This window comes from Methylomonas sp. LL1 (genome assembly GCF_015711015.1).
Classification (GTDB): domain Bacteria; phylum Pseudomonadota; class Gammaproteobacteria; order Methylococcales; family Methylomonadaceae; genus Methylomonas.
Map to the genome: position 1 here is coordinate 2,939,991 of NZ_CP064653.1, position 21,349 is coordinate 2,961,339.

Below are 21,349 nucleotides of genomic sequence, written 5' to 3' on the forward strand. Positions count from 1 at the left end.
TCATAGACACGCACTTTTATAGCCGTGATTGTCATTCCATTGTTCCTAGAGGTCTTGCCATAAAACTCTTATTTGCCCAAGGCCCTTCACTTAATACACGCCTGTTAGTCGCGGTATTGGCCTCGATCGCACTATTGGTGACCGATCATAGGACACAACGCCTTAACCCGCTTCGTTCCGTGCTGTCACTAGCTACCTATCCGTTACAAGTATTGGCCAGCCTGCCGGTCGATAGCCTTAAATCGCTGTCGGACACGGTGATTTCCTATGTTGAACTGCAAAAAGAAAATCAGCGTCTAAAGCAAAACCAACTGATCAACGACGCCAAACTACTGAAACTGGAAACGCTGGAAAAGGAAAATATTCGCCTGCGAGTCTTATTGGAAAACTCCTTCCAACTGGGCGAGCAAGTTTTGATCGCCGAATTGCTCTCGGTAAAATTGGCGCCCTACGAACATACGGTAGTCGTCAACAAAGGCTCGCGCTTTGGCGTCCACCCCGAACAACCGGTACTGGATGCCAACGGCATCGTCGGCCAGGTGATTCGCGCCCTACCTTCCAGCTCGGAAGTCATGCTGATTACCGACCCCGACCACGCCATTCCGGTGGAAGTCAACCGTAACGGCTTGCGAACCATTGCTTTCGGCACCGGCCAACCGAATCGGCTGCATTTGCCGTTTTTAGCCAATAACGCCGACATCGTTCCCGGCGATTTGCTGGTGACGTCCGGTTTGGGCGGCGTATTTCCAGCCGGTTATCCCGTTGCCGTGGTCGACAAATTCGAAACCCGCCCGGATAAATCGTTCGCCAATATTTACGCCACCCCCAAGGCCAGACTGGACACCAGCCGCGAGTTTCTAATCGTCTGGAGTGATTCCACGCCGGTGGTATTGGGCGAACCCAAAACCATTCCCCAGGCAGAACAGCCGGAAGCCGAGCATGCCAGCCCATAACCCTTTCGCCGCCATTTATTTTATTCTGACCTTGGCTGCCGCCATGATGCTAAGGGTCATGTCCCTTTTCCCCGGCATGGATGAATTTAATCCGGACTGGATCGTACTGGTCTTGATTTACTGGTCCATTGCCTTGCCCGAGCGCGTTGGCGTGTTTACCGCATTTTGGGTTGGCTTGCTGACCGATGTGCTGACCGGTCATTTGCTGGGCCAACACGCGTTGATCTACGCCTTGATTAGCTTTTTAAGCATCAAGGAGCATCGGCGATTACGTCAGTTTCCGCTGCCGCAACAATGTCTGTTCGTACTTTTCTGTTTAGTATGCGGACAAAGCTTGATCTTTGGCATGGAAAGCATGCAAGCGCCCAATCGGCTACCGTTATCATTTTGGTACCCAGTCATCACCGGCACCCTGGCATGGCCACTGGTTTTCCTGGTACTACGCGCGGTCAGAGTGCTGGCGCGTATCAGCGGATAACCATGGATAGAAGATTCGCGATTAAAGACACACTGGCGGAAAACCGGGTATTCCTCAGTCGCATAGTGGCGGCTTTCATGCTGATTATCGTCATGATTGCCGGGCTGGTAGCTAGACTGGTGTATTTACAGGTAGTCGGGCATGAGCATTACGCCACGCTGTCCAAGGACAATCGCATCAAGGTTGCGCCATTACCACCGACCCGTGGCGTGATCTATGACCGCCACGGCCGTATGCTGGCGGAAAACGTGCCCACCTACAGCCTGGAACTGATTCCGGAACAGATTAATAATCTCGACGAAACCCTGGCCAAATTACAAAAACTGCTAGCCATCCCCGACGAAAAAATCGAGCAGTTCCAAAAACAAAGAAAACGCAATAAATCCTTTACCAGCACACCGTTATTGCAAAATCTATCGGATGAGGAGGTGGCCAAATTTGCCGTGGTCAGACCTTATTTTCCCGGCGTCGATGTCTACGCCCGCCTGGTTCGGCATTATCCCTACGGTGAACTGGCCGCTCATGTGGTGGGCTACGTCGGCCGCATCAACGAACAGGAGTTAAAAACCCTACCATCCGAGGAATATCGCGGCACCGACATCATCGGTAAAAACGGCATCGAAAAATCCTATGAATCGCATCTGCTCGGCACCGCCGGCTACGAGGAAATCGAAACCAATGCCCAGGCCAGAGCGGTCAATACCGTATCCACGGTAGAACCCATCGCCGGCTCCAATATTTACCTAACCCTGGATATCGATTTGCAGAAAATCGCCTATGATGCCTTGGGTGAATATAATGGCGCCGCCGTGGCAATCGACATTAAAACCGGCGGCGTACTGGTTTTTGCCAGCCGCCCAGGATTTGACCCCAACCCGTTCGTGACCGGCATATCGGGCAAGGAATACAAAACCTTGCAAGACTCGCCGGATCAACCACTTTATAATCGAGCCCTACGCGGCCTATATCCGCCCGGCTCCACCGTCAAACCCTTTTTGGCCTTGGCGGGTTTGGAATACGGCGTCATCGATTTCGGCCACCACCTGTATTGTCCCGGTTACTACCGTCTACCGAACGTCGATCATAAATACCGTGACTGGAAAAAAACCGGGCATGGCATGGTAGACATGAACGATGCCATTACCCAATCCTGCGATGTGTATTTTTATGATCTGGCGCTGACTTTGGGCATCGATAGGTTGTCGGCATTCATGCACAAATTCGGCTTTGGCGAAAAGAGCGGTATCGATTTGGCCGGCGAAGTCAGCGGTTTGATGCCATCCAAGGAATGGAAAAAATCTCATCGAAACAAGGCCTGGTACCCAGGCGAAACACTGATTACCGGTATCGGCCAGGGATATACTCAAGTCACGCCATTACAACTGGCCAGAGCCACCGCGATACTAGCCAACTACGGCAAGGTAGTCACGCCTCATCTGGTGCAGGAAATCATTACCCCGGATTACGCCACCCCACCGGAATTGATACCGGACAGCAAAATTCCACTGAACAAACAACACGTCGATAACATCACGTACGCCATGACCAACGTCGTGCATGGCTCGCGCGGCACCGCCAAGCTGTTGGCCAAGAACATCAACTATCAAATCGCCGGCAAAACCGGCACGGCGCAGGTATTTAGTATCAAACAGGGAGAAAAATACAACGAGGATGCCATTGATTTCAAAATGCGCGATCACGCCCTATTCATCGCTTTCGCGCCGGCGCACGATCCGAAAATCGCCGTGGCAATCGTAGCCGAGCACGGTGGCCATGGCGGCTCGCTGGCGGCGCCCATGGCGGGTGAAATCATCAATGCCTATCTGAATCCAAAAAAGGATACGCCCCATGAAAACTGAAATGCGTATGGAGCAGTTTCAATCGCCGTCACTGCTCGGCAATCTGCTGAGAACGCTGCATATCGATATTCCGCTGTTTCTCGGCCTTTTAATGATTTGCGCCTTAAGTTTCCTGATTCTATACAGCGCCGGCAGCCAGGATGTCGCATTATTGATGCGCCACGCCAGTCGCATGGGCTTGGCGATGCTGTTGATGATCGTGCTGGCACATATCAATCCCCGCCAGTTTCAAAGTTTTTCCGTTGTCCTATTTTCCATCTGCGTCCTGCTGCTACTGGCGGTCGCGGTGATGGGTCAAATCAGCATGGGCGCGCAACGTTGGCTGGATCTGGGATTTTTCCGGTTTCAGCCATCCGAATTTACCAAAATCAGCGCGCCGATGATGGTAGCCTGGTATTTATCCGAGCACTCGTTGCCGCCGAAACCGAAAAATGTCCTGGCTGCCGGCTTATTGCTGGCCGTTCCGGTGCTGCTGATCGCCAAACAACCGGATCTGGGCACCTCGCTACTGGTGGCCAGTTCCGGGGCGGCCGTGCTGTTCTTTGCCGGTTTATCCTGGTGGTTCATGCTCGGCACGACGGTGGTCCTGGCTGCATTGACGCCGGTGTTATGGCATTTTATGCGCGAGTACCAACGTAACCGGGTGCTGACCTTTATTAACCCCGAAGCCGACCCGATGGGCACCGGTTACCATATCATCCAGTCCAAAATTGCCATCGGTTCCGGCGGCATCAACGGGAAGGGCTGGCTCGGCAGCACGCAAGCTAAACTGGATTTCTTGCCGGAGAGCTCCACCGACTTCATCTTTGCGGTGTTCGCGGAAGAGTTCGGCTTGTTCGGCTGCGTCGGCTTGCTGTTGATGTACCTGCTGGTAATCAGCCGCTGTTTTTACATCGCCGTGCAGGCTCAGGATACCTATTCCCGCTTGCTGGCCGGCAGTCTGGCCTTTACCTTTTTCGTTTATGTATTCGTCAACATCGGCATGGTGATTGGCATATTACCGGTGGTTGGGGTACCCTTGCCGCTAGTCAGTTATGGCGGCACCTCAATGGTGACGCTGATGGCTGGTTTCGGTATTCTGATGTCGATACACACGCACCGCAAACTTTTACCCGTTTAGTCAAGCCCATGAAAATCAAAGCCGCTTTAACCATTGCCCTGCTCGGCGCCAGCCTACTTGGCTCAAACCAGGTAATGGCCGAACTAGCCAACACCGACTCGCTGAATCGTTTTATTAGTCAGATGGTCAAACAACACCATTTCAACGAAGCCGAATTGAGGCAATTGTTCCAATCCGTCAACATTCAGCAACCGATTCTGGATGCGATGGCAAAACCGGCGGAAGCCAAACCCTGGTATCAATACCGTGACATATTCATGACCGATGCCCGCATTGATGGCGGCGTGCAATTCTGGCGCGACAACGAATCCGCTTTGAAAGCCGTCGAGTTGCAATACGGAGTGCCGGCCGAGATCATCATCGCCATCATCGGCGTCGAAACCAAATACGGTGCTCACACCGGCAAATACCGGGTCATCGATGCGCTGGCTACACTGGGCTTTGCCTACCCGTCTCGGAGCGAATTTTTCCTGAAGGAACTGGAAAATTTTCTGCTATTGAGCCGCGAGGAACACGTAGACCCCTTACAACCCATGGGCTCTTATGCCGGCGCCATGGGCTTGTCGCAATTCATGCCTAGCAGTTATCGAGCCTATGCCAAGGACTTCGATCAAGACCACAAGCGTGATATTTGGCATAACAGCGGCGATGCTATCGCCAGCGTCGCCAATTATTTTGTCGCCAATCAGTGGCGGCGCGGCGGCCCCATTGCCTTTCAAGTTACCGCCGTCGGCGATGCCTACAAACAAGCGCTGAACAAAGGAGTGAAACCGGATATGCCGGTCGGACAGCTGCGCAAGCTAGGCATCGGCATCCCCGCGCAATTGGCCGATAGCGAGCATGCCAAATTACTGAGCTACCCCATGCTTGACCACGAACAACTGTGGCTAGGCTTGCATAATTTTTACGTGATCACCCGCTACAATCACAGCCCGTTGTATGCCATGGCAGTACATCAATTAAGCCATGCCATTCGCGAGAAAATGCTTCGGAGTTAACCGGCGAGACCCCAGCGTTCTATCACCCGATATTCCACCCCTGCTGGAGTAGAATAGGATTCCACCAGGCAAAAACCATCCGCTTGCCAGTCGATGGGCGTGAATTCGGTCTCCGGTAACGCGCGGGCTTTTCGTAGCAAGGTGACATGGGGAGCATAAGGGCGCGGATCAACCTCGATCCGGTTCCGCACAGCGGCGGCAGTAAGTTGCTCGACCAAGCTCGAGAGTACCGGCTCGAATTGCTCGGCAGTTAAACAGACCACGGCCGGTTTTTTCCAATAGCTCAACCGATTGAAAATCAGATGCATAGGCTGAACAATAATAGCCGATGCAGCTTGTGTGACGGCAATTTGCGTGCTTTCATCCACGCCTCCTAAAAAAACCAGAGTGACATGCAGATTATGCACCGCCACCGGCTTGCCCTGGCTTCGCGTCATCCGAATGATTTTCCCGCATTGTTGCCGGGTATTTTGATCCGGCCACAAGGCAAAAAACAGCCGCTTCACGCCGGTACGGGGTCGGCAATCAACTGCCGAACCAGACTTTCCAGTTCCGGAAAAGCTCCAAACCGGCAGGCAAGTAATATACCCTGTTTATCGACCAGGACATGGGAGGGTGTGCCTTGTAAATCGAAGCGTTCGAATGTTTCGGCGCGGAACTCCAGCGATTGCAAATAGTTCAAGACTCGCCGTCTGATTTGTTGCCGATAATCGGATGAATGGGCGGCAATGTCCGGTAATTTTTGCTGGATAAATTGTTCGACTGCTTGGTCCGTAACAGGCTTTTCCATCTTGACCAACCTATCCATAGCTACCGGGAATGGTAGACGATACCGCCAGCGGCCATTCCGTGTTTGCCCCTGCTCGGTCAGCACGCGTAAAGTCTCGCCAATCAATTGACCGGTTTCGGTCAGACTCACCAAGTTTTGCAGCGTATTTTTATCGAAATCCTCGAATGCGGTGGCTACGGCCAATACCGCCAACCCCTGATCGGCATAGCGTTGATGCAAATCGATTGCTTGCGGCAACGAGTATAAAAAACAACCAGGGCAATTGACCTGAAACATTTCCACCAACACTACCCGGCCAGCCAATTTCTCAAAATTGGTAGCTTCACCTTGCACCCAGCCAGACACCGATAAATCGGGGGGCAAACAACCTATTTTCGCCTTGCTCACAGGATTCATCGAACCAATGCATCTCGGAAGACTAAGCTCCCTAAACCCTTAATGATTTACAAATAATTGAACAACGAAAGATTTTGCACCTTGGTAAACGTTTGTTGCGCGGCTTTCAAGGCTACATCCTGCAGGTTGAAATTACTGATGGCCTCGGCATAATCCAGATCGCCGATTTCGGAAACGATGGCCTTGTGATCGATGATAAAATCCTCGTTCAGGCTTTCCTGCACATCCAGCGTATTCAGTCTAGCTCCAACCGATACCTGAGCATTACTCATCAGATTCAGGGCGTTATCCAAATCGGTCAATGAAGCATTTTGGGGAGCGTTGTTTCTCAAATCGGTGGTTAATTGATCGATGGCCTGAAAAATATTAGAGATATTACCGGCTGCTGGCGAAGACGTATCCACCACGCCAAAAACCGATTCTCCGATATCGCCATCAGTCATGGTTCGCGCCGGACCTATGGCTAGACTGCGCTGCGCGGCACCCGTAGGAGGCGTATAAGTCGGACTAGGGCCGAAAGCCGGCTTGTCGCTAGCATAGCCGGAAAAAATATACTCGCCGTTAGGATTTTGCGTATTGGCGATTGACAGCAATTGATCCTTTAATTGTTCAATCTCACCAGCAATTTGCTCTCTGTTGGTTCCTTGATTGAGGTCATTAAAACTCTGCAGCGCCAAATCCCGAATTTGCATAACAACATCCAGGCCAGCATCGATAGCACTATTTTCTTGTTCCAACCGTTGCCGAACCACACCAATGTTGTCCTGATGTTGCTGATAAACTTTGATCCGTTGATTGAAATCGATCAGACTGGCAGCCGCCTGTGGATTTTCCGACGGCGTCAGATACTTTTTCCCGGTAGCCATTTTCAATTGCGTGTCCGTCAACTTACTTTGCTGATTCTGCATCTGAGTGACGCCCACATGAAATTGCCATGAAGTTGAAATGCGCATAAGTCCTCCTAGCGGACCGCACTAATCAAGGTATCAAACAGTGATCGCGCCACTGAAACAGACTGCGCGGCTGCCTGATACGAGTTTTGAAATTTAATTAAGTTTGCCGCTTCTTCGTCAAGATTGACACCCGATAGGTTTTCCCTGGCAGAGGTTGCTTGTTCCAAAAGCACTTCTTGAGCCGAGCGACTAACTAGCGCGGTATTGGTCATGCCCCCGACCTCGGTAACCAATTGCCCATAGACTTGGGTAAATGTATTTTTACCATTCTGCAACACTGCCTGAGATTCGAGATTTGCCAGTGCCAAGGCGTTGCGATTGTCGCCTGGAATAGCGGCAGGATCCTGGGCCGCAGCAATTTTCCTGGGATCGGTGATTTCGGTTTTAAGACTTTGCGCTGCATAAAAAGCTGGACGGATTAAATATTTTTCGCCGGCGACAGCAGCGCTGGTATCAATATCAAACCCTTCGTCGGCCGCATTCACCGCCGCGTTATCGCTCAACCGAGTCAATATGCCGGTGTCCGCGTCATACGAATAGTCACTGGCTTGCAAACTTTCTCCAGCCGCGGGCGCTCGATAAGTCGCGGTCACAGTACCGCTTGAACCGCCGGAAACCGAAATACTGCTTCCAACATCCAAGTTAAACAATGCTACACCTTGCGTACCGTTTAAATCATATCCTTGTTTATGCAAATCGTTAAACTGTAGCGACAACCCAGCCGCCAATGCGCCCAGTTGCCGCCGAGCCGGATCGAGCACTTCATCACGAAAACGCAAGTTGCCGGAGATTTCGCCACCGGAAAGTCTTGAGGAAATATTCTGCCCGTTAATCATAATTTCCTGACGCAAAGGGTCAGTCGTGGAAGCTTGCGCCACCAATGTCGAGGCATAGTTGCCTTGCACCAAAGGCTGCCCTTGACCGATGAAAACGCTAACCGAACCGTCGGCTTGGCCAACCACCGACACATCAACTTTTTCGGCGATTTTTCTGAGCAATTCATCGCGCTGATCCAGCAACTCGTTCGGCATCTGCTTGCCGCCGGCACGGCCAATGTCATCAACAATTTGCACATTCAGCTTGGCAATGGAGGCTGCATAATTGTTCAAGTCCTTGACGCCCAACTCCAGATTGTTGCTGACCTGCTTTTCAATCTCCTCCAGACGCGCACCCAAGGTATTGAACTGGTTAGCGATCGCATCGGACTCGCTCAACAGAATATTTCTGATTGGAATCGAACTGGGGTCGTTAGCGACATCATTGACGGCGTTGAAAAATGTCTTCATGGAAGATGACAGGCCTGTCGATTCATTGGCAAGCATATTATCGATTTCCGAAGCGAGTGAATGATAGCTATCCACTTCCGAAAATGCCGAGGTGCTGGCACGGACTTGCCCCGTTATGAACTGATCATAGCTGCGGGTAATATTGACCACACTTACGCCGGTGCCCACATAACCGCTACCGGTATATTGTTCCGGACGGGTAGCCAACTCCGCTCTTTGCCGGCTATAACCTTCGGTGTTAACGTTGCTGATGTTATTGCTGGTGGTTTCCAGGGAGCGCTGAAACGCCGCCAGTCCGGATAATGCTGTATTTAATAGACCGATTGACATAATCGTTCTCCTAGCCTACGTTAGCCTGCGCCCGAGCGCCGACCTGACTGCGATAGATGCTCATGACTTTCTCCGCATAGCGCGGGTCGGTGGCATAACCGGCTTGTTGTAATTCGCGCATATAATGGGCGGCGTTGCCGGCTTTTTTCAATGCTTCGCTATAGCGGGGATTGGATTTGATGAAGTTAACATAATCATCGAAGCTGTGCTTATAGGATTCATATGATCTGAACCCGGCCATCTCTTTTTTCGCCACTCCTCCATCATACTCCAGAGTGGACACCCGCGCTTGTTTGCCTTGCCAGCTTTTATCGGCCTTGATGTTGAAAAGATTAAAACTACTTTCGCCTTGACCGTTTTTGATCACCGCTTGCCCCCAACCGGTTTCCAAGGCGGCTTGCGCCAACAACACGTTGGCATCGACGCCCAATTCATTGGCCGCCTGCCGGGCATGCGGCATCAATTGATTCATAAACACCTGTTTGGATTGGCTTATCTCGCAAGTTTCCATAGTCGACCGCCAATCGGCATCGGCGGCTTGTAAAGACTGTTCTGTTGCCTGCTGACTTTTTTCCAACCGTTCCAGGCTTTCCTGCAAACGATTCAAACCCGAGTCATCCAGAGGTTGTAGGCTTGCCGAAGCGTTTGCTGGAATTTGCACCGGCCGTGCGATTTGTTGACCCTCGGCGCCTAACGCACGATTCAAATAATCGCCGACTTGCATCTTGTCCGCATCTTCGGTCTTTTGTTTCGGACCAAGCTGTTTGGCAATAAGTTCAGCCAAACCGGTTCCAGGCTTTCCCGCCAGTTGAACCGACATTTGCTGGTCATACATGTCCTGATAAAACTCGCTTTGTTTGTTATCCAGAACGCCATCGCCCAACTTAGCCTGGCGCATGCTTTTCATCACCATGTTCAGAAACAGCGACTCAAACTGCTTGGCGACCTCCTTAATCGCTTCGGGAGTTTGCTCGCGCGCACCTTCCTTCAACTTGGACAAACCGTTAAAGTCGGTATAAATTCTGGCATTTTCAACGTTCAACATGGAAATCTCCTAAGCGGGTTACAACATTCGGCATCCGTTGCCTACCTAAATCACCATCAGTTCCGCGCGCAATGCCCCAGCCGATTTTAACGCTTCCAGAATTGCCACTAGGTCACTCGGCGCGGCGCCGACGTTATTAACGGCCTGGACAATTTCATCCAGCGATACACCTGGGTTGAACACGAACATGTGATTCTTTTCTTCCTTCACCTCAACATTGGATTGTGGTGTCACTACTGTTTCACCAGCAGAAAGTGGGCCAGGTTGGCTGACCTGTGGATTTTCACTAATCGTCACCGTCAAACTACCGTGAGATACTGCCGCCGGCTGAACCTTAACCTTGCTGTTGATGATCACCGTACCGGTGCGTGAATTGATAATAACCTTGGCCGGAGCATCATCGGGTATTACCTCGAGATTTTCCAGCACCGACGCGAAATTGACTTTCTGATTCAGGTCGGCCGGCGCCCTGACACTGACCGAAGTCGCATCCCTTGCCATTGCGGTACCGGCTCCCAGAGTCTTATTAATCGACTCCACCATCCGATTAGCCGTGGTGAAATCGGCGGTATTCAAGTTGAACACCAACTCATTACCTTGCTCGAACGGTGTCGGCACGCTCTGCTCGACAGTCGCACCATTGGGGATCCTGCCCACCAACGGATTATTGACGGTGATTTTCGAACCATCCTGACCGCCGGCACTCAAGCCATTTACCACCAAATTGCCTTGCGCAACTGCATAAACCTTGCCGTCGGCACCGCGCAGAGGGCTCATCAGCAGCGAGCCACCGCGCAGACTCTTGGCGTCACCGATCGATGACACGGTAACGTCAATTTTTTGACCCGGCTTGGCAAAGGCCGGCAAATCGGCATGCACGCTAACCGCCGCTATATTTTTAGCTTTGGGATCTTCTCCCGGCGGCAAGGTCAGGCCGTACTTACCCATCAAATTTCGCAAGGTTTGTCCGGTAAATTCAGTTTTATCGCCTGACTTGTCCAACCCCACCACCAGACCGTAACCAACCAATTGGTTAGTACGCACACCGTTGATCGAGGCAATATCCTTGATACGCTCGGCTTGCGCCGGCCAACTGATCAACAGCAGTAATCCTATAAGTAACTTGTTCATGATGCCTTCCTCAATCGATAAAACCGCTCAAAATCAAAACGGAAACCACGGACTCAATAAAATACGCCCTATCCAGCCCACCTTGTTGGTGTCGGCTATTCCTCCTTCACCGGTATACATGATGGTGGCATCAGCCAACTTCGCTGACGACAGGCTATTGTTGGCGTCGATATCTATCGGGCGGACAATACCGGAAACCCGAATAAATTCGTCGCCATCGGTCAAGGTCACCCGTTTTTCGCCCCGCACCTTCAAGTTATTGTTCGGCAAGACCTCCACCACGGTCACGCTGATGTCGCCGACCAAACTATTGCTTTGTTGCGCATCACCCTGTCCTTGAAAGGTTCGGTTAGCATTGATTTCGGTCTCCGGACTGTGCCCGAAAATCGTTGATGCGGCCACGCCGAACAGAGTCGGCGCGGTGATTGAAACATCGGCTTCCTTGGTCTCGCTGCTATCGGCTTTTTTGCGGGCGGTGGTAATTTCTTTCAGTTTGATGGTCAGAATATCACCGACCCTGCGGGCGGCATGATCCTCAAATAGGCGCATGTCATAACCCGCCTGATAGATAGCGCCATTACTCTGTGGCGGCGGCCGTAAATCGGCGGGCTGCACCGGCGCAAAATCCGGATCGCGTTTGGGTAAGGTTTCGCAGCCCAATAACGAGCCCGCCAACACCCCTATCAAGATAATTTTATTCATGATCGACTCCTACAGCTGCTGGGTGACAAACGACAGCATTTCGTCGGTGGTGGAAATCGCCTTGGAATTCATCTCATAAGCGCGCTGGGTTTCTATCATATTGACCAGCTCTTCGACCACGTTGACATTCGAGGTTTCCAGCGAACCTTGAAAGGTTGAACCCAGTTCATTGTCGCCGGGATTGCCGATCACCGGCTCGCCACTGGCAACTGTTTGCCGGAACAAATTTTCGCCGATCGGTTCCAGACCGGCGGGATTGATAAAATCGGCCAACTGAATCTGTCCGAGCTGAATCGCCGTCGGACTGCCCGGTTGCATCACGCTAATCGTGCCATCCCGGCCTATGGTCAAACTCATGGCATCCGGCGGCACGGTTATGGAGGGCTCCAGCGGCAAACCGCCGGCCGTGACCATCTGTCCGTTGGAATCGAGTTTGAATGAACCATCGCGGGTATAGTTGATGTCGCCGTTGGGCATCAGGATCTGCATGTAACCGCGGCCACTAATTGCCACATCCAACGAGTTTTCGGTTTGCTGAATATTCCCTTGGGTGTGCAGCTTTTCGGTAGCGACGGTTCTGACACCCGTACCTAGCTGCAAACCACTCGGCAACTGAGTGTTCTGCGTTGATTGCGCACCGGCCTGACGGATATTTTGATAAATCAGGTCTTCGAAAATAGGGCGGCCTTTTTTGAAGCCGGTGGTATTGACGTTGGCAAGGTTATTAGAGATAACCGCCATTCGGGTTTGTTGGGCATCGAGGCCGGATTTGGCCACCCATAATGCACGCTCTGTCATAACTGCCTCCTGACTGACATTTTTTTGTCTTACCAGGAGTTAAGCATACTTTATGCCATTTGCATCAACTTGGCGCTAAGCCCGGCATTGTCATCGACATTTTTCATCACTTTAGTTTGCAATTCAAAGCTGCGCGCCAGCTCGATCATTTCCACCATCGCCGACATGGCGTTAACGTTACTGCCTTCCAATGCGCCTTGCATCAGGTTGATATTGGCATCCGCCTGCACTGGCGGGCCTCCCGTTTGCTTCCTATGCATCAATCCGTCTTCACGCTTTTCCAGATTGCCATTACCCGGATTAGCCAACTTGATCCGATCGATTAATACCATGGTTGTCGCATTAGACCCTTCCGGAATGATACTGATGGTACCGTCGCGGCCGATTTCAATTTTTTGCGCCGGCGGTATCGTGATCGGCAATCCGGTTTCGCCGACCAATTTCCGACCGGCACCGTTTTCCAACAAACGCTGCGGAGTGATGCGTAGTTCGCCGGCACGGGTATAAGCTTCGCTACCATCTTGCGCCTGTACCGCAAGCCAACCTTCGCCATTGATGGCGATATCCAGATCGCGTCCGGTGGTTTGTATACCGCCCGACGACAAATCGCTGCCGGGCCGCTCCGTCATCGCATAAACGCGCGACGGATAACCCGGACCGAATGCCGGCATGGCCCGAAATTGCTCTAAATCCGACTTAAACCCGACGGTTTGGGTGTTAGCCATATTATTGGCATTGGCGGATTGCGCCAGCAGCGTTTGCTTGGCGCCATTCATTGCAATGTATAGACTACGGTCCATGGCGGCTTTTCCTCGGCTAGATATTGAGTATGGCTTGCATGATGGTATTTTCGGTGGTAATGGTCTGTGCGTTGGCCTGATAGTGCTGTTGAGCAACGATCAGATTAACCAATTGCGCGGCCAAGTCTACGTTGGAACTTTCCAACGCTCCGGATTGAATCCCGCCAAAGTTGTTGGAGCCCGCTTCGCCGCGAATAGGCTCGCCCGAGTTGGCGCTCTGCCCCCAGGAAGTATCCCCTAGCTTCGCCAAGCCATTGACATTCGGGAACCGAGTCAAAGCCACCTTACCCACGGTTTGCGAACCGCCGTTGCTGAAACGAGCGAAAATAACCCCTTCATCGTCGATATCGATACCCGTCAAGCGTCCCGCCGGCAAACCGTTCTGTCTCATCGAGTTAACGCTGAATTTTTGTTGTACTTGGGTAGAACCGAAGTAATTCATGTCGCCAATCGCAATATCCGCCGCGCCGGTTGCCGGAGTAATAGTGTAATTGTTTAGGGTAAAAGTACCGTTGGCGGGCGTGATCAATTTACCGCCGGAATCGAATACCATCGTGCCCGATCCGACCGCATTGGCGGCGTCAGTGCCATCTATGTAATGATTCACGGTCCAATCGGTAGTAGCCGCGGTGGATGCGCCTTTCACGAAATAAGTCGTCAAAGTATGTGGCGATCCCAACGAGTCGTAAATAGTGACCGATGTTTGACTGTTGTATGAATTATTATCCGTGGGATCGAAGGCTGCCGTAGGTATGGTGTCGTTGGCATTTACGTTAACGACAAGCTCGACGGTATCGGTTGCCGCTGGCAAGCCGGTCAAGGTGTTGATTTGTACCGGCTGAGTCACGCCCACGCTAAATCCATCGGAAACGGCCGTACCATTGGGTTTATAGACCAGTAATGCATTGCCTTGGTTATTCACCATATAACCGTCTTTATCCAGCTTGAATTCGCCCGCGCGGGTATACGACAAATCATTGACTTCAGTTGGGCTTTTTGCCAAGGTAAAAAAACCTTCGCCGCTAATGGCTAAATCCAGATTATTGTCGGTAAACGACAAATTACCCTGATTAAACTGCTGAGCAACGTTGGCCACCCTTACCCCAGCTCCGGGAGTGGTATTACTAACACCTCCCAAGCTGGTAGCATAAACATCGGCAAACTCCGAACGCGATTTTTTAAATCCGACGGTGTTGGCGTTGGCAATGTTATTGCCGGTAACCGCCAGATTGTTGGATGCGGCATTCAAGCCGCTGAGTGCTGTGGTAAAGGCCATGACGCTCTCCTACTAAAGAATTTGTTTGATTTGATTAAATTTCACTGAACCCAAGCCGGTTAGATTGACTTGCAACCCGGTACTACCGCTACCCATGGTTACGCTGCCAACCTTCGACTTAATATTGGTTGCCAATACCGTATTTTTGCCATCGAGCCAGGCGCTCGCCTCCACTTTGTAAACACCCGGATCCGCAAAATTACCGTCTTTATCCTTACCGTCCCATTCGAAGGCAGTCGTGCCCGCTGCTTGCGTGCCCAGATCGAGCTCTCTCACGGTTTCACCGGTTTTCGAATTTATGATTTTCAGGCTGACATTGGTCGAACTGCTAGGCAACTCAAAATCGCCGGACACGTTGCCGCCGGCCCCCAACAAGGCTTCCTGGCTGGGGGCCGACACATAACGTCCGACCAATCCCGCCGCTTGCAGGGCTTGATCGGAATTCATGGAGGTTGCAAAGTCCTTGAATGAGGCTTGTAATTCCTGAATACCGGACACAGTGCTGAATTGAGCCATCTGCCCCAGAAAATCACCGTTTTCCATCGGCTTCATCGGATCCTGGTGTGTCAACTGCGTGGTCAGCAACTTCAAAAACTCCTCTTGCCCCAGAGATTGCTTCTCGGCTTTTGTCGAACTGCCGGAACTGGTCGTGGCCAATCCCAAGCTATTAAAAGTATCCGTTATGCTGCTAGTCATGGCTTATCCCTCACTGTCCCATTCTTAATGTTTGTAACATCAAATTCTTGGCGGTATTCAACACCTCGACATTGTTTTCGTAAGAACGCGAGGCGGACATCATATTGGCCATTTCTTCAACCGTATTCACATTGGGCTTATAGATGTAGCCCAACTCATCCGCCATCGGATGATTCGGTGCATATTCCATCACCGGTGGCGCCTGACTCTCGACCACACCCAAAACATTGACACCAGCCGCCGCATTATTCTTCTCCATGATGTTTTTCAACTCGGCCGCGAACACCGGATGCCTTGACTTGTAGACTTCATCGATGCTGCTGCTGATACTGTTGGCGTTGGAGATATTGCTGGCCACTAGATTCAAGCGGAGGTTTTGCGCATTCATGCCGCTACCGGCGATATTAAAAATGTTCATGGAAGACATGATTATTCTCCGCGTATGGCTGACATCAGCCCAGAAAATTTGTTATTGATGAAATTCAAACTGGCCTGATACTGCACCGCGTTTTCCGCATATTTGGCTTGTTCTATATGCGCTTCGACCGTGTTGCCGTCCAAAGAGGCCTGCTGGGGATTTCGATATAACAAATCCGCGCCAAGCAAGGTTTGCGGACTTGTGATATGGCCTTCGCGAGTTCGCTGCAACCCGTTCTCCGGTCCCATGGTTTGCGACAGCACCGCTTTAAAGTCTAAATCGCGCGCCTTGTAATCCGGAGTGTCGGCATTAGCCAAGTTAGCGGCGAGAATTTCGCCACGCTTTTCACGCAATGCCAATGCTTGTGGATGAATGCCTAAGGCATTATTAAAATTGATAGCCATGTTTGCCACCTCCTGTTTCCCAACAACAAGCAGCACCCATGCCAGAATAATTTAGTATTTAAATATCATAAAGATGATGATTTCGTGCCACCGAACAAAAGTCAAAAATGCTTGCTTCGGCTAAGGCGGCAAAAAATTTCCGCCTAGGGGAGTCGTCAAGATTCTGACGAATTGATGCAATAACACAATTGTGCATACCCGGTTATTTTGAACTGACGCCCACGAAAAACGACCCGGGAAATCTAGCGACAAATCGATCGAGTCTCTAATTATCGCCAGAACACACAATTGCGTACGCTAGGGTTAGAGTGCGTGGTGAGATCTGAGCTGTTTTTGAATCGCGGCCAAGAGAGAGTCGGGATCAAACTTGGCCAAAAACTCATTGGCCCCGACTTTTTGCACCATCGCCGTATTAAAAACACCGCTTAACGAGGTATGCAAAATCAGGTAAATATCACGCATGGCCGGATCAGCCTTAATTTTGGTGGCCAAGGTATAGCCATCCATACGCGGCATTTCCACATCCGAAATGATCATGGCATAGCGTTCCTGAATTTTAATGCCATCCGCAACCAACTGAGACAAATGCTCCCAGGCCTCCAGCCCGTCTTTTAATACCGTGCATTCGATACCGATCTGTTCGCAAACCCGTTTGACCTGATTACGCGCCACCGAGGAATCATCCACCACTAAAACATGATCATTTTTACCGGATACTTCTTGATCAATCGTTTCAGCCGCCGCTTCTTCCCGACCACCAATAACTTCTTTCATGACCTTTTCTACGTCGATCACCTCGATCAACTCGCCTTCCACCTCGGTAACCGCTGTAAGATAACTTTCCCTGCCGGCGCCGGTAGGGGGCGCTTTGACTTGTTCCCAACCAATATTAATGATGCGATCCACCGACCCCACTAAAAAACCCTGAATGGAACGGTTATATTCGGTGACGATGACGTAACACCCCTCTTCCCGCGACAACGGCCTCATGCCAATTGCCATCGAAAGATCAAGCACGGGTATGGTCTTACCCCGCAGGTGCGCCACCCCACAAATAACTGAATGGGAATTAGGGATTTGAGTCAACGGCGGACATTGAATCACTTCTTGCACCTTAAAAACATTTATACCAAATCGTTGACGGCTCGCTAGTTTAAACAACAGCAATTCAAAGCGATTGTGGCCCGCCAACTTAGTCCGCTGATCTACGCCCTCTAAGACTCCAGCCATAAGCCCCCCTTAAAAAATATTAAAATAATTATAGCGGCTTTACTCAGGCTTACTTTATTAATTTTCTGGTACGTTTACTGCTTTATTCAGTAGGAAGTCAATAAACCGGCACCCGCCATGAAAACGATCAACTTATATTTATGCTTGCTGCTATTACTAGATCAGGCCTGCCTTGCAAGTCCCGTGCAATCCTTACAAGCCATTCAGGATGCGGTAAATAATTTCGCGCAAACGGCGCTTGAACCGGGTGGGAATTATCAAATCAATACATTACAAATCGATCCCCGTTTACAACTCCCGGCTTGCGAACAAAATCTGGACATTTTTGCTCAGTCTGGGGAACTAAAACCTGGCCGCAACACGATCGGGATTCGCTGCTCCGGCAGCAGTAACTGGACTATTTACAGCACGGTGTTAATCAAGTCGTTTAAAGAAGTTTTAGTGCTGACAAAACCACTGAATAAAAATGAAACGATCAACCCTGAACAGTTAAAAATCGAAACTCGAGACACCGCCACGTTACAACAAGGCTACATCAGCAACCTTGAAGAAGTCATTAACAAACAAACTACCCGATTCATCCCGGCCGGTAGCGTGCTGACCAGAATGCATTATGCCGAACCCACCCTGATTAGACGTGGCGAGCGAGTCAATATCCAGTCGGGAAAAGCAGGATTAATGATCACAACAGCGGGCATAGCCATGGCGGATGGCATTAAAGGTCAGCAAATCAGTATCAAAAACGCCTCGTCGAAACGCATCATACAAGCCACGGTTATTAACCCTGGCTTAGTTTCGGTCTCTTTTTAAATCGGATTAAAGGATTGCCCTATGTTGCCGCTATCAAAAGCAAGCAAAATCTTTACAGGAATTCCGTCATGGCTATTCAATCCATTAATCCAAGCAATGTCACTAATACGACACTGCAAATCAAGTCGGCGAACAAGGGCGCGGTTGATTCTAAAAATCAGCCCATTAATACCGTTGCTAGTGACGACACCGTCAACATCACAAGCACTGCGCAAGACATCAAAAACGCCTCTGACGCAAGTTCTTCCGCCACCGTGAATGAAACACGCGTTGCCGAAATAAAGGCTGCATTACAAGCTGGCGACTATCAGATTGACCCGGACCGAGTTGCGGACAAAATGATGCAACTTGATAAAATACTACCGAACACCACTTAACGCCATGATAGAAAAAACCTTTCCAATCACAGAAAAATTGTTGGCAAATGGCCTTAAATCGACCCAAAAGTTGTTTGAGCTGCTGAGTGCGGAATACGAGCATCTGAAACAAAAAATCGATCCTGTTGTGTTGACCTCTCTTGCCACCAATAAAAAAGACACAGTTTTTCAGCTGGAGCAGTTTTCCAAACAACTGGGTCAAGTTCTTGCCACCGAAAAATTACTCATCAACCATGACGGGGTAATCAGTTATTTTTCAAAAGCAACGACTGTAGGTATCAATGTATCGAAATCATCTCAGTGCTGGCAGGAAATCACCACGCTATTAAAAAAGTGTCAATTATTAAACGAACAAAACGGCGCCAGCATTGATTTACTCAGCCGCCACACCCAACGCTCATTGCAAATCCTAAGAGGCAGATCACAACTGACCACCACTTATGGACCCGACGGAACCACTAGAAGCGAGCTGTTTTCACATACGCTTATTTCAGTGTAGACTGAGCTCAGTTCAAAATATTCAGACCGGTTCAGCATGTTTAATAAGCTTAAGAGATTGTTTGCCAAAGAGGAAACAGTTCAGACTACGGAAGATCAGGTTGATCTATCCCCTTTCGAAAATCCCAATTTCATTACCGATCCAGAGAAAATCGTAAATTTACTAACGGAAATTGAGGCCGTCTCGCCTCTCTGTACGATACAGATCAATGATGTAGCTGATTACAACTCGTCTATTCTCGGCATCAAGGCCGACAAAAACCTAATCATTCTTGACGAACTAATACCCAAGGAAGGTAATGCCGAGTTACAAAAAACCAAATCGCTAAAATTATCCACGTTTCACAAAGGCATCCATTTGTCATTCAATCTGTCTGAAATTGAAATGGGTTATTCACGTGGCATCACTTATTACAAAGCGGCTCTACCCGATCGAATCTTTTATCCACAACGCAGACGTTCTCCCCGCATAGAAATCAGTTCCATCGACATCGCCTTCAGCGGTGTTTCCGAGCGTACAGGTATATCCGTTACTGGGTATTTATTCGACTTATCCCGTGGTGGAGCCGGTATCGATCTACCAGTGAATCGCGCCAGAATTCAACGCGGTGACAAAATCAAAAACTGCAAAATTAGCTTTGATGATTACCAAATGGATTTTGATTTATCGGTACGTTTCGTCAAGCCTGCTTCGATCAATTCTTCGAAAGTACAGATGGGGGGGTTTTTTGAAAATCTCTCTAGTAAGAGCCAGTCCAAACTTTCTTATTTCATAACGTCCTTAGAACGGGTGGAAATCAGAAAACAAAAAACCTAGCCAAATCAAAACTCACAGATTGCGGGCAACACTTACCAAATCGATTCAGCTCTAAGCAATTGATGTATGAACACTATTCTCAGCACATAGTTACGCAGCGTTAAGCTGTAAACTCGAAGTCGCGCGCAACAAATAACCATTGGTCGAACAACGTTCTGTGAATGAACACTTTGATAAGTTCCTGTATCACGCCAGAAGGCGAAATACGAAGCCCTTTCCATTGCATAAATATAATTCAACAAAAAACTCTTCGTTTCCTAGTCGATTCACCCATTAACTCTGAATATCGACGAAAATCCTTTTTATAATCATTAAGCCATAAAGGATTGGCCAAAATATTATCGACGCCCATGCGACAGGGAATTCGAAGCCCTCTGTGGTGACAAGGAGCGCCTATCTGATACATATCAACCCCTTGCTTACGGATATAACTGGCTAATGCGGGGGCAACAATGAAATACCAGTGCTTAATGTTCTGCTGTGCAGAATACACAACAGCCGCCCGAAAAAGCCCCCACATGATACTTCGACTGTGGTTGTTGTAATTGAAAATAGACTTAACATTACCACTTTCATCTGAGAGCTCTTGGTCCTGCAAATCAAACAAAGTAGATCGTTTTGCGACAAATCGCCTTGCTTCTCTAGTAATGCACAACCTGGATATTTCAACCGAAAATTGACGTTCCGTCCTAACTATTTTTTGATCCAAACTGCTCAACTCTTCAAACGGAAACGTAGGATTATTGGACAGAACAAGCCGCAAGCCGCCCAACCAATGCCCTGACGCTTTATGCCTGACCAAAAAGTGAACTGCATCATGATCCCATTCATCAATTTCCATTCGGTCTGGAAATTTATCTTTATCTTCAAACCCCATCTCGTCGCAATAGACTTGGTATCTAAGATTATAATGTATTCGTCTACTTTCAGGACTATCAGCTAAAACAACTTCGAAGTTGCCATCAAAAAAAAACTTTTCTGGAATCAAGTTAGAACCCCACATTGTCGTTACTTAAATTATTAACCATATTCCAAGTATTGCCTATTCTTAAATTTTAAACAAACCTACGCCCTCCAAAACAATCAATGGACATCCCATTAGCTTCGTGTGCCTTATAGCTAACTCATAAGCCACAATGATTTATCATGAAGTATAGAGAAGACGACATGAAAATACGGGCCAG

At 49.7% G+C, this 21,349-nt stretch carries 24 protein-coding genes; 9 read left to right on the forward strand and 15 right to left on the reverse strand.

Features of this window, described 5'->3' with window-relative positions; genetic code table 11:
• Window positions 1–101: 101 nt before the first annotated feature.
• From mreC to mltB, 5 genes are read left to right on the forward strand one after another with little or no spacing between them, the layout of a single operon-like run.
• Window positions 102–953: a rod shape-determining protein MreC gene (mreC, locus tag IVG45_RS13610; protein ID WP_230874853.1), complete on the forward strand. Its 852-nt coding sequence runs from the start codon at window positions 102–104 to the stop codon at window positions 951–953.
• Entirely contained in the window at window positions 940–1,431 is a 492-nt protein-coding gene (gene mreD, locus IVG45_RS13615; protein WP_196434349.1) for a rod shape-determining protein MreD, read from the forward strand. The genes mreC and mreD overlap by 14 nt, the downstream gene beginning before the upstream one ends.
• A 2-nt stretch (window positions 1,432–1,433) precedes the next feature.
• A complete protein-coding gene (gene mrdA / locus IVG45_RS13620; RefSeq protein WP_196434350.1) occupies window positions 1,434–3,290 on the forward strand; it encodes a penicillin-binding protein 2 in 1,857 nt (618 codons plus the stop codon).
• Complete coding sequence (gene rodA, locus IVG45_RS13625; RefSeq protein WP_196434351.1) at window positions 3,280–4,410, forward strand: rod shape-determining protein RodA; 1,131 nt, start codon at window positions 3,280–3,282, stop codon at window positions 4,408–4,410. The genes mrdA and rodA overlap by 11 nt, the downstream gene beginning before the upstream one ends.
• A gap of 8 nt (window positions 4,411–4,418) precedes the next feature.
• A complete protein-coding gene (gene mltB / locus IVG45_RS13630) occupies window positions 4,419–5,408 on the forward strand; it encodes a lytic murein transglycosylase B (RefSeq protein ID WP_196434352.1) in 990 nt (329 codons plus the stop codon).
• On the opposite strand, the gene thpR is transcribed toward mltB, so the two are convergent.
• From thpR to IVG45_RS13700, 14 genes are all read right to left on the reverse strand, one after another.
• Complete coding sequence (gene thpR, locus IVG45_RS13635) at window positions 5,405–5,914, reverse strand: RNA 2',3'-cyclic phosphodiesterase (RefSeq protein ID WP_196434353.1); 510 nt, start codon at window positions 5,912–5,914, stop codon at window positions 5,405–5,407. The genes mltB and thpR overlap by 4 nt on opposite strands.
• On the reverse strand, window positions 5,911–6,594 hold the full coding sequence (locus IVG45_RS13640) for a peroxiredoxin family protein (protein ID WP_196434354.1): 684 nt from the start codon (window positions 6,592–6,594) through the stop codon (window positions 5,911–5,913). Before IVG45_RS13640 ends, thpR begins: the two co-directional genes overlap by 4 nt.
• Before the next feature lie 47 nt (window positions 6,595–6,641).
• Window positions 6,642–7,547: a flagellar hook-associated protein FlgL gene (gene flgL, locus IVG45_RS13645; RefSeq protein ID WP_196434355.1), complete on the reverse strand. Its 906-nt coding sequence runs from the start codon at window positions 7,545–7,547 to the stop codon at window positions 6,642–6,644.
• Between the two features lie 8 nt (window positions 7,548–7,555).
• On the reverse strand, window positions 7,556–9,163 hold the full coding sequence (flgK, locus tag IVG45_RS13650) for a flagellar hook-associated protein FlgK (protein WP_196434356.1): 1,608 nt from the start codon (window positions 9,161–9,163) through the stop codon (window positions 7,556–7,558).
• Window positions 9,164–9,173: 10 nt separating this feature from the next.
• Window positions 9,174–10,208, reverse strand: a complete 1,035-nt coding sequence (flgJ, locus tag IVG45_RS13655; protein ID WP_196434357.1) for a flagellar assembly peptidoglycan hydrolase FlgJ — start codon at window positions 10,206–10,208, stop codon at window positions 9,174–9,176.
• A 45-nt stretch (window positions 10,209–10,253) separates the two neighbouring features.
• The gene (locus IVG45_RS13660) at window positions 10,254–11,339 is read right to left on the reverse strand and encodes a flagellar basal body P-ring protein FlgI (protein WP_196434358.1); all 1,086 of its coding nucleotides are present in this window, start codon (window positions 11,337–11,339) and stop codon (window positions 10,254–10,256) included.
• Between the two features lie 33 nt (window positions 11,340–11,372).
• A complete protein-coding gene (locus IVG45_RS13665) occupies window positions 11,373–12,041 on the reverse strand; it encodes a flagellar basal body L-ring protein FlgH (RefSeq protein WP_196434359.1) in 669 nt (222 codons plus the stop codon).
• Between the two features lie 9 nt (window positions 12,042–12,050).
• Window positions 12,051–12,839 carry a flagellar basal-body rod protein FlgG gene (flgG, locus tag IVG45_RS13670; RefSeq protein ID WP_196434360.1) on the reverse strand — a complete coding sequence of 263 codons (789 nt, stop codon included), beginning with the start codon at window positions 12,837–12,839 and terminating at the stop codon, window positions 12,051–12,053.
• A 50-nt stretch (window positions 12,840–12,889) separates the two neighbouring features.
• Complete coding sequence (gene flgF, locus IVG45_RS13675; protein WP_196434361.1) at window positions 12,890–13,639, reverse strand: flagellar basal-body rod protein FlgF; 750 nt, start codon at window positions 13,637–13,639, stop codon at window positions 12,890–12,892.
• Between the two features lie 16 nt (window positions 13,640–13,655).
• Window positions 13,656–14,915: a flagellar hook protein FlgE gene (flgE, locus tag IVG45_RS13680; protein ID WP_196434362.1), complete on the reverse strand. Its 1,260-nt coding sequence runs from the start codon at window positions 14,913–14,915 to the stop codon at window positions 13,656–13,658.
• A gap of 12 nt (window positions 14,916–14,927) precedes the next feature.
• Entirely contained in the window at window positions 14,928–15,611 is a 684-nt protein-coding gene (locus IVG45_RS13685) for a flagellar hook assembly protein FlgD (protein WP_196434363.1), read from the reverse strand.
• 10 nt (window positions 15,612–15,621) lie between these two features.
• Window positions 15,622–16,038 (reverse strand): flagellar basal body rod protein FlgC, encoded by a 417-nt coding sequence (gene flgC, locus IVG45_RS13690; RefSeq protein ID WP_196434364.1) that lies wholly within the window; start codon window positions 16,036–16,038, stop codon window positions 15,622–15,624.
• A 2-nt stretch (window positions 16,039–16,040) separates the two neighbouring features.
• The gene (flgB, locus tag IVG45_RS13695; protein ID WP_196434365.1) at window positions 16,041–16,433 is read right to left on the reverse strand and encodes a flagellar basal body rod protein FlgB; all 393 of its coding nucleotides are present in this window, start codon (window positions 16,431–16,433) and stop codon (window positions 16,041–16,043) included.
• A gap of 303 nt (window positions 16,434–16,736) precedes the next feature.
• Entirely contained in the window at window positions 16,737–17,600 is an 864-nt protein-coding gene (locus IVG45_RS13700) for a chemotaxis protein CheV (RefSeq protein WP_230874589.1), read from the reverse strand.
• Between the two features lie 180 nt (window positions 17,601–17,780).
• Between IVG45_RS13700 and flgA the strand changes: the two genes are divergently transcribed.
• From flgA to IVG45_RS13720, 4 genes are all read left to right on the forward strand, one after another.
• Complete coding sequence (gene flgA, locus IVG45_RS13705; RefSeq protein WP_196434367.1) at window positions 17,781–18,473, forward strand: flagellar basal body P-ring formation chaperone FlgA; 693 nt, start codon at window positions 17,781–17,783, stop codon at window positions 18,471–18,473.
• A gap of 68 nt (window positions 18,474–18,541) precedes the next feature.
• Complete coding sequence (gene flgM, locus IVG45_RS13710) at window positions 18,542–18,850, forward strand: flagellar biosynthesis anti-sigma factor FlgM (protein ID WP_196434368.1); 309 nt, start codon at window positions 18,542–18,544, stop codon at window positions 18,848–18,850.
• A 4-nt stretch (window positions 18,851–18,854) separates the two neighbouring features.
• Window positions 18,855–19,349 carry a flagella synthesis protein FlgN gene (locus IVG45_RS13715; protein ID WP_196434369.1) on the forward strand — a complete coding sequence of 165 codons (495 nt, stop codon included), beginning with the start codon at window positions 18,855–18,857 and terminating at the stop codon, window positions 19,347–19,349.
• 36 nt (window positions 19,350–19,385) lie between these two features.
• Window positions 19,386–20,165: a flagellar brake protein gene (locus IVG45_RS13720; protein WP_196434370.1), complete on the forward strand. Its 780-nt coding sequence runs from the start codon at window positions 19,386–19,388 to the stop codon at window positions 20,163–20,165.
• A gap of 235 nt (window positions 20,166–20,400) precedes the next feature.
• Here the strand turns inward: IVG45_RS13720 and IVG45_RS13725 are convergent, their stop codons facing one another.
• Entirely contained in the window at window positions 20,401–21,153 is a 753-nt protein-coding gene (locus tag IVG45_RS13725) for a PEP-CTERM/exosortase system-associated acyltransferase (protein ID WP_196434371.1), read from the reverse strand.
• Window positions 21,154–21,349: the final 196 nt, after the last annotated feature.

Coding starts and splice junctions, on each gene's coding strand:
- mreD (WP_196434349.1), top strand. CDS start 940: ATGCCAGCCCATAACCCTTTCGCCGCCATTTATTTTATTCTGACCTTG.
- mrdA (WP_196434350.1), top strand. CDS start 1,434: ATGGATAGAAGATTCGCGATTAAAGACACACTGGCGGAAAACCGGGTA.
- rodA (WP_196434351.1), top strand. CDS start 3,280: ATGAAAACTGAAATGCGTATGGAGCAGTTTCAATCGCCGTCACTGCTC.
- mltB (WP_196434352.1), top strand. CDS start 4,419: ATGAAAATCAAAGCCGCTTTAACCATTGCCCTGCTCGGCGCCAGCCTA.
- IVG45_RS13640 (WP_196434354.1), bottom strand. CDS start 6,594: ATGAATCCTGTGAGCAAGGCGAAAATAGGTTGTTTGCCCCCCGATTTA.
- flgL (WP_196434355.1), bottom strand. CDS start 7,547: ATGCGCATTTCAACTTCATGGCAATTTCATGTGGGCGTCACTCAGATG.
- flgK (WP_196434356.1), bottom strand. CDS start 9,163: ATGTCAATCGGTCTATTAAATACAGCATTATCCGGACTGGCGGCGTTT.
- flgJ (WP_196434357.1), bottom strand. CDS start 10,208: ATGTTGAACGTTGAAAATGCCAGAATTTATACCGACTTTAACGGTTTG.
- IVG45_RS13660 (WP_196434358.1), bottom strand. CDS start 11,339: ATGAACAAGTTACTTATAGGATTACTGCTGTTGATCAGTTGGCCGGCG.
- IVG45_RS13665 (WP_196434359.1), bottom strand. CDS start 12,041: ATGAATAAAATTATCTTGATAGGGGTGTTGGCGGGCTCGTTATTGGGC.
- flgG (WP_196434360.1), bottom strand. CDS start 12,839: ATGACAGAGCGTGCATTATGGGTGGCCAAATCCGGCCTCGATGCCCAA.
- flgF (WP_196434361.1), bottom strand. CDS start 13,639: ATGGACCGTAGTCTATACATTGCAATGAATGGCGCCAAGCAAACGCTG.
- flgE (WP_196434362.1), bottom strand. CDS start 14,915: ATGGCCTTTACCACAGCACTCAGCGGCTTGAATGCCGCATCCAACAAT.
- IVG45_RS13685 (WP_196434363.1), bottom strand. CDS start 15,611: ATGACTAGCAGCATAACGGATACTTTTAATAGCTTGGGATTGGCCACG.
- flgC (WP_196434364.1), bottom strand. CDS start 16,038: ATGTCTTCCATGAACATTTTTAATATCGCCGGTAGCGGCATGAATGCG.
- flgB (WP_196434365.1), bottom strand. CDS start 16,433: ATGGCTATCAATTTTAATAATGCCTTAGGCATTCATCCACAAGCATTG.
- flgA (WP_196434367.1), top strand. CDS start 17,781: ATGAAAACGATCAACTTATATTTATGCTTGCTGCTATTACTAGATCAG.
- flgM (WP_196434368.1), top strand. CDS start 18,542: ATGGCTATTCAATCCATTAATCCAAGCAATGTCACTAATACGACACTG.
- IVG45_RS13715 (WP_196434369.1), top strand. CDS start 18,855: ATGATAGAAAAAACCTTTCCAATCACAGAAAAATTGTTGGCAAATGGC.
- IVG45_RS13720 (WP_196434370.1), top strand. CDS start 19,386: ATGTTTAATAAGCTTAAGAGATTGTTTGCCAAAGAGGAAACAGTTCAG.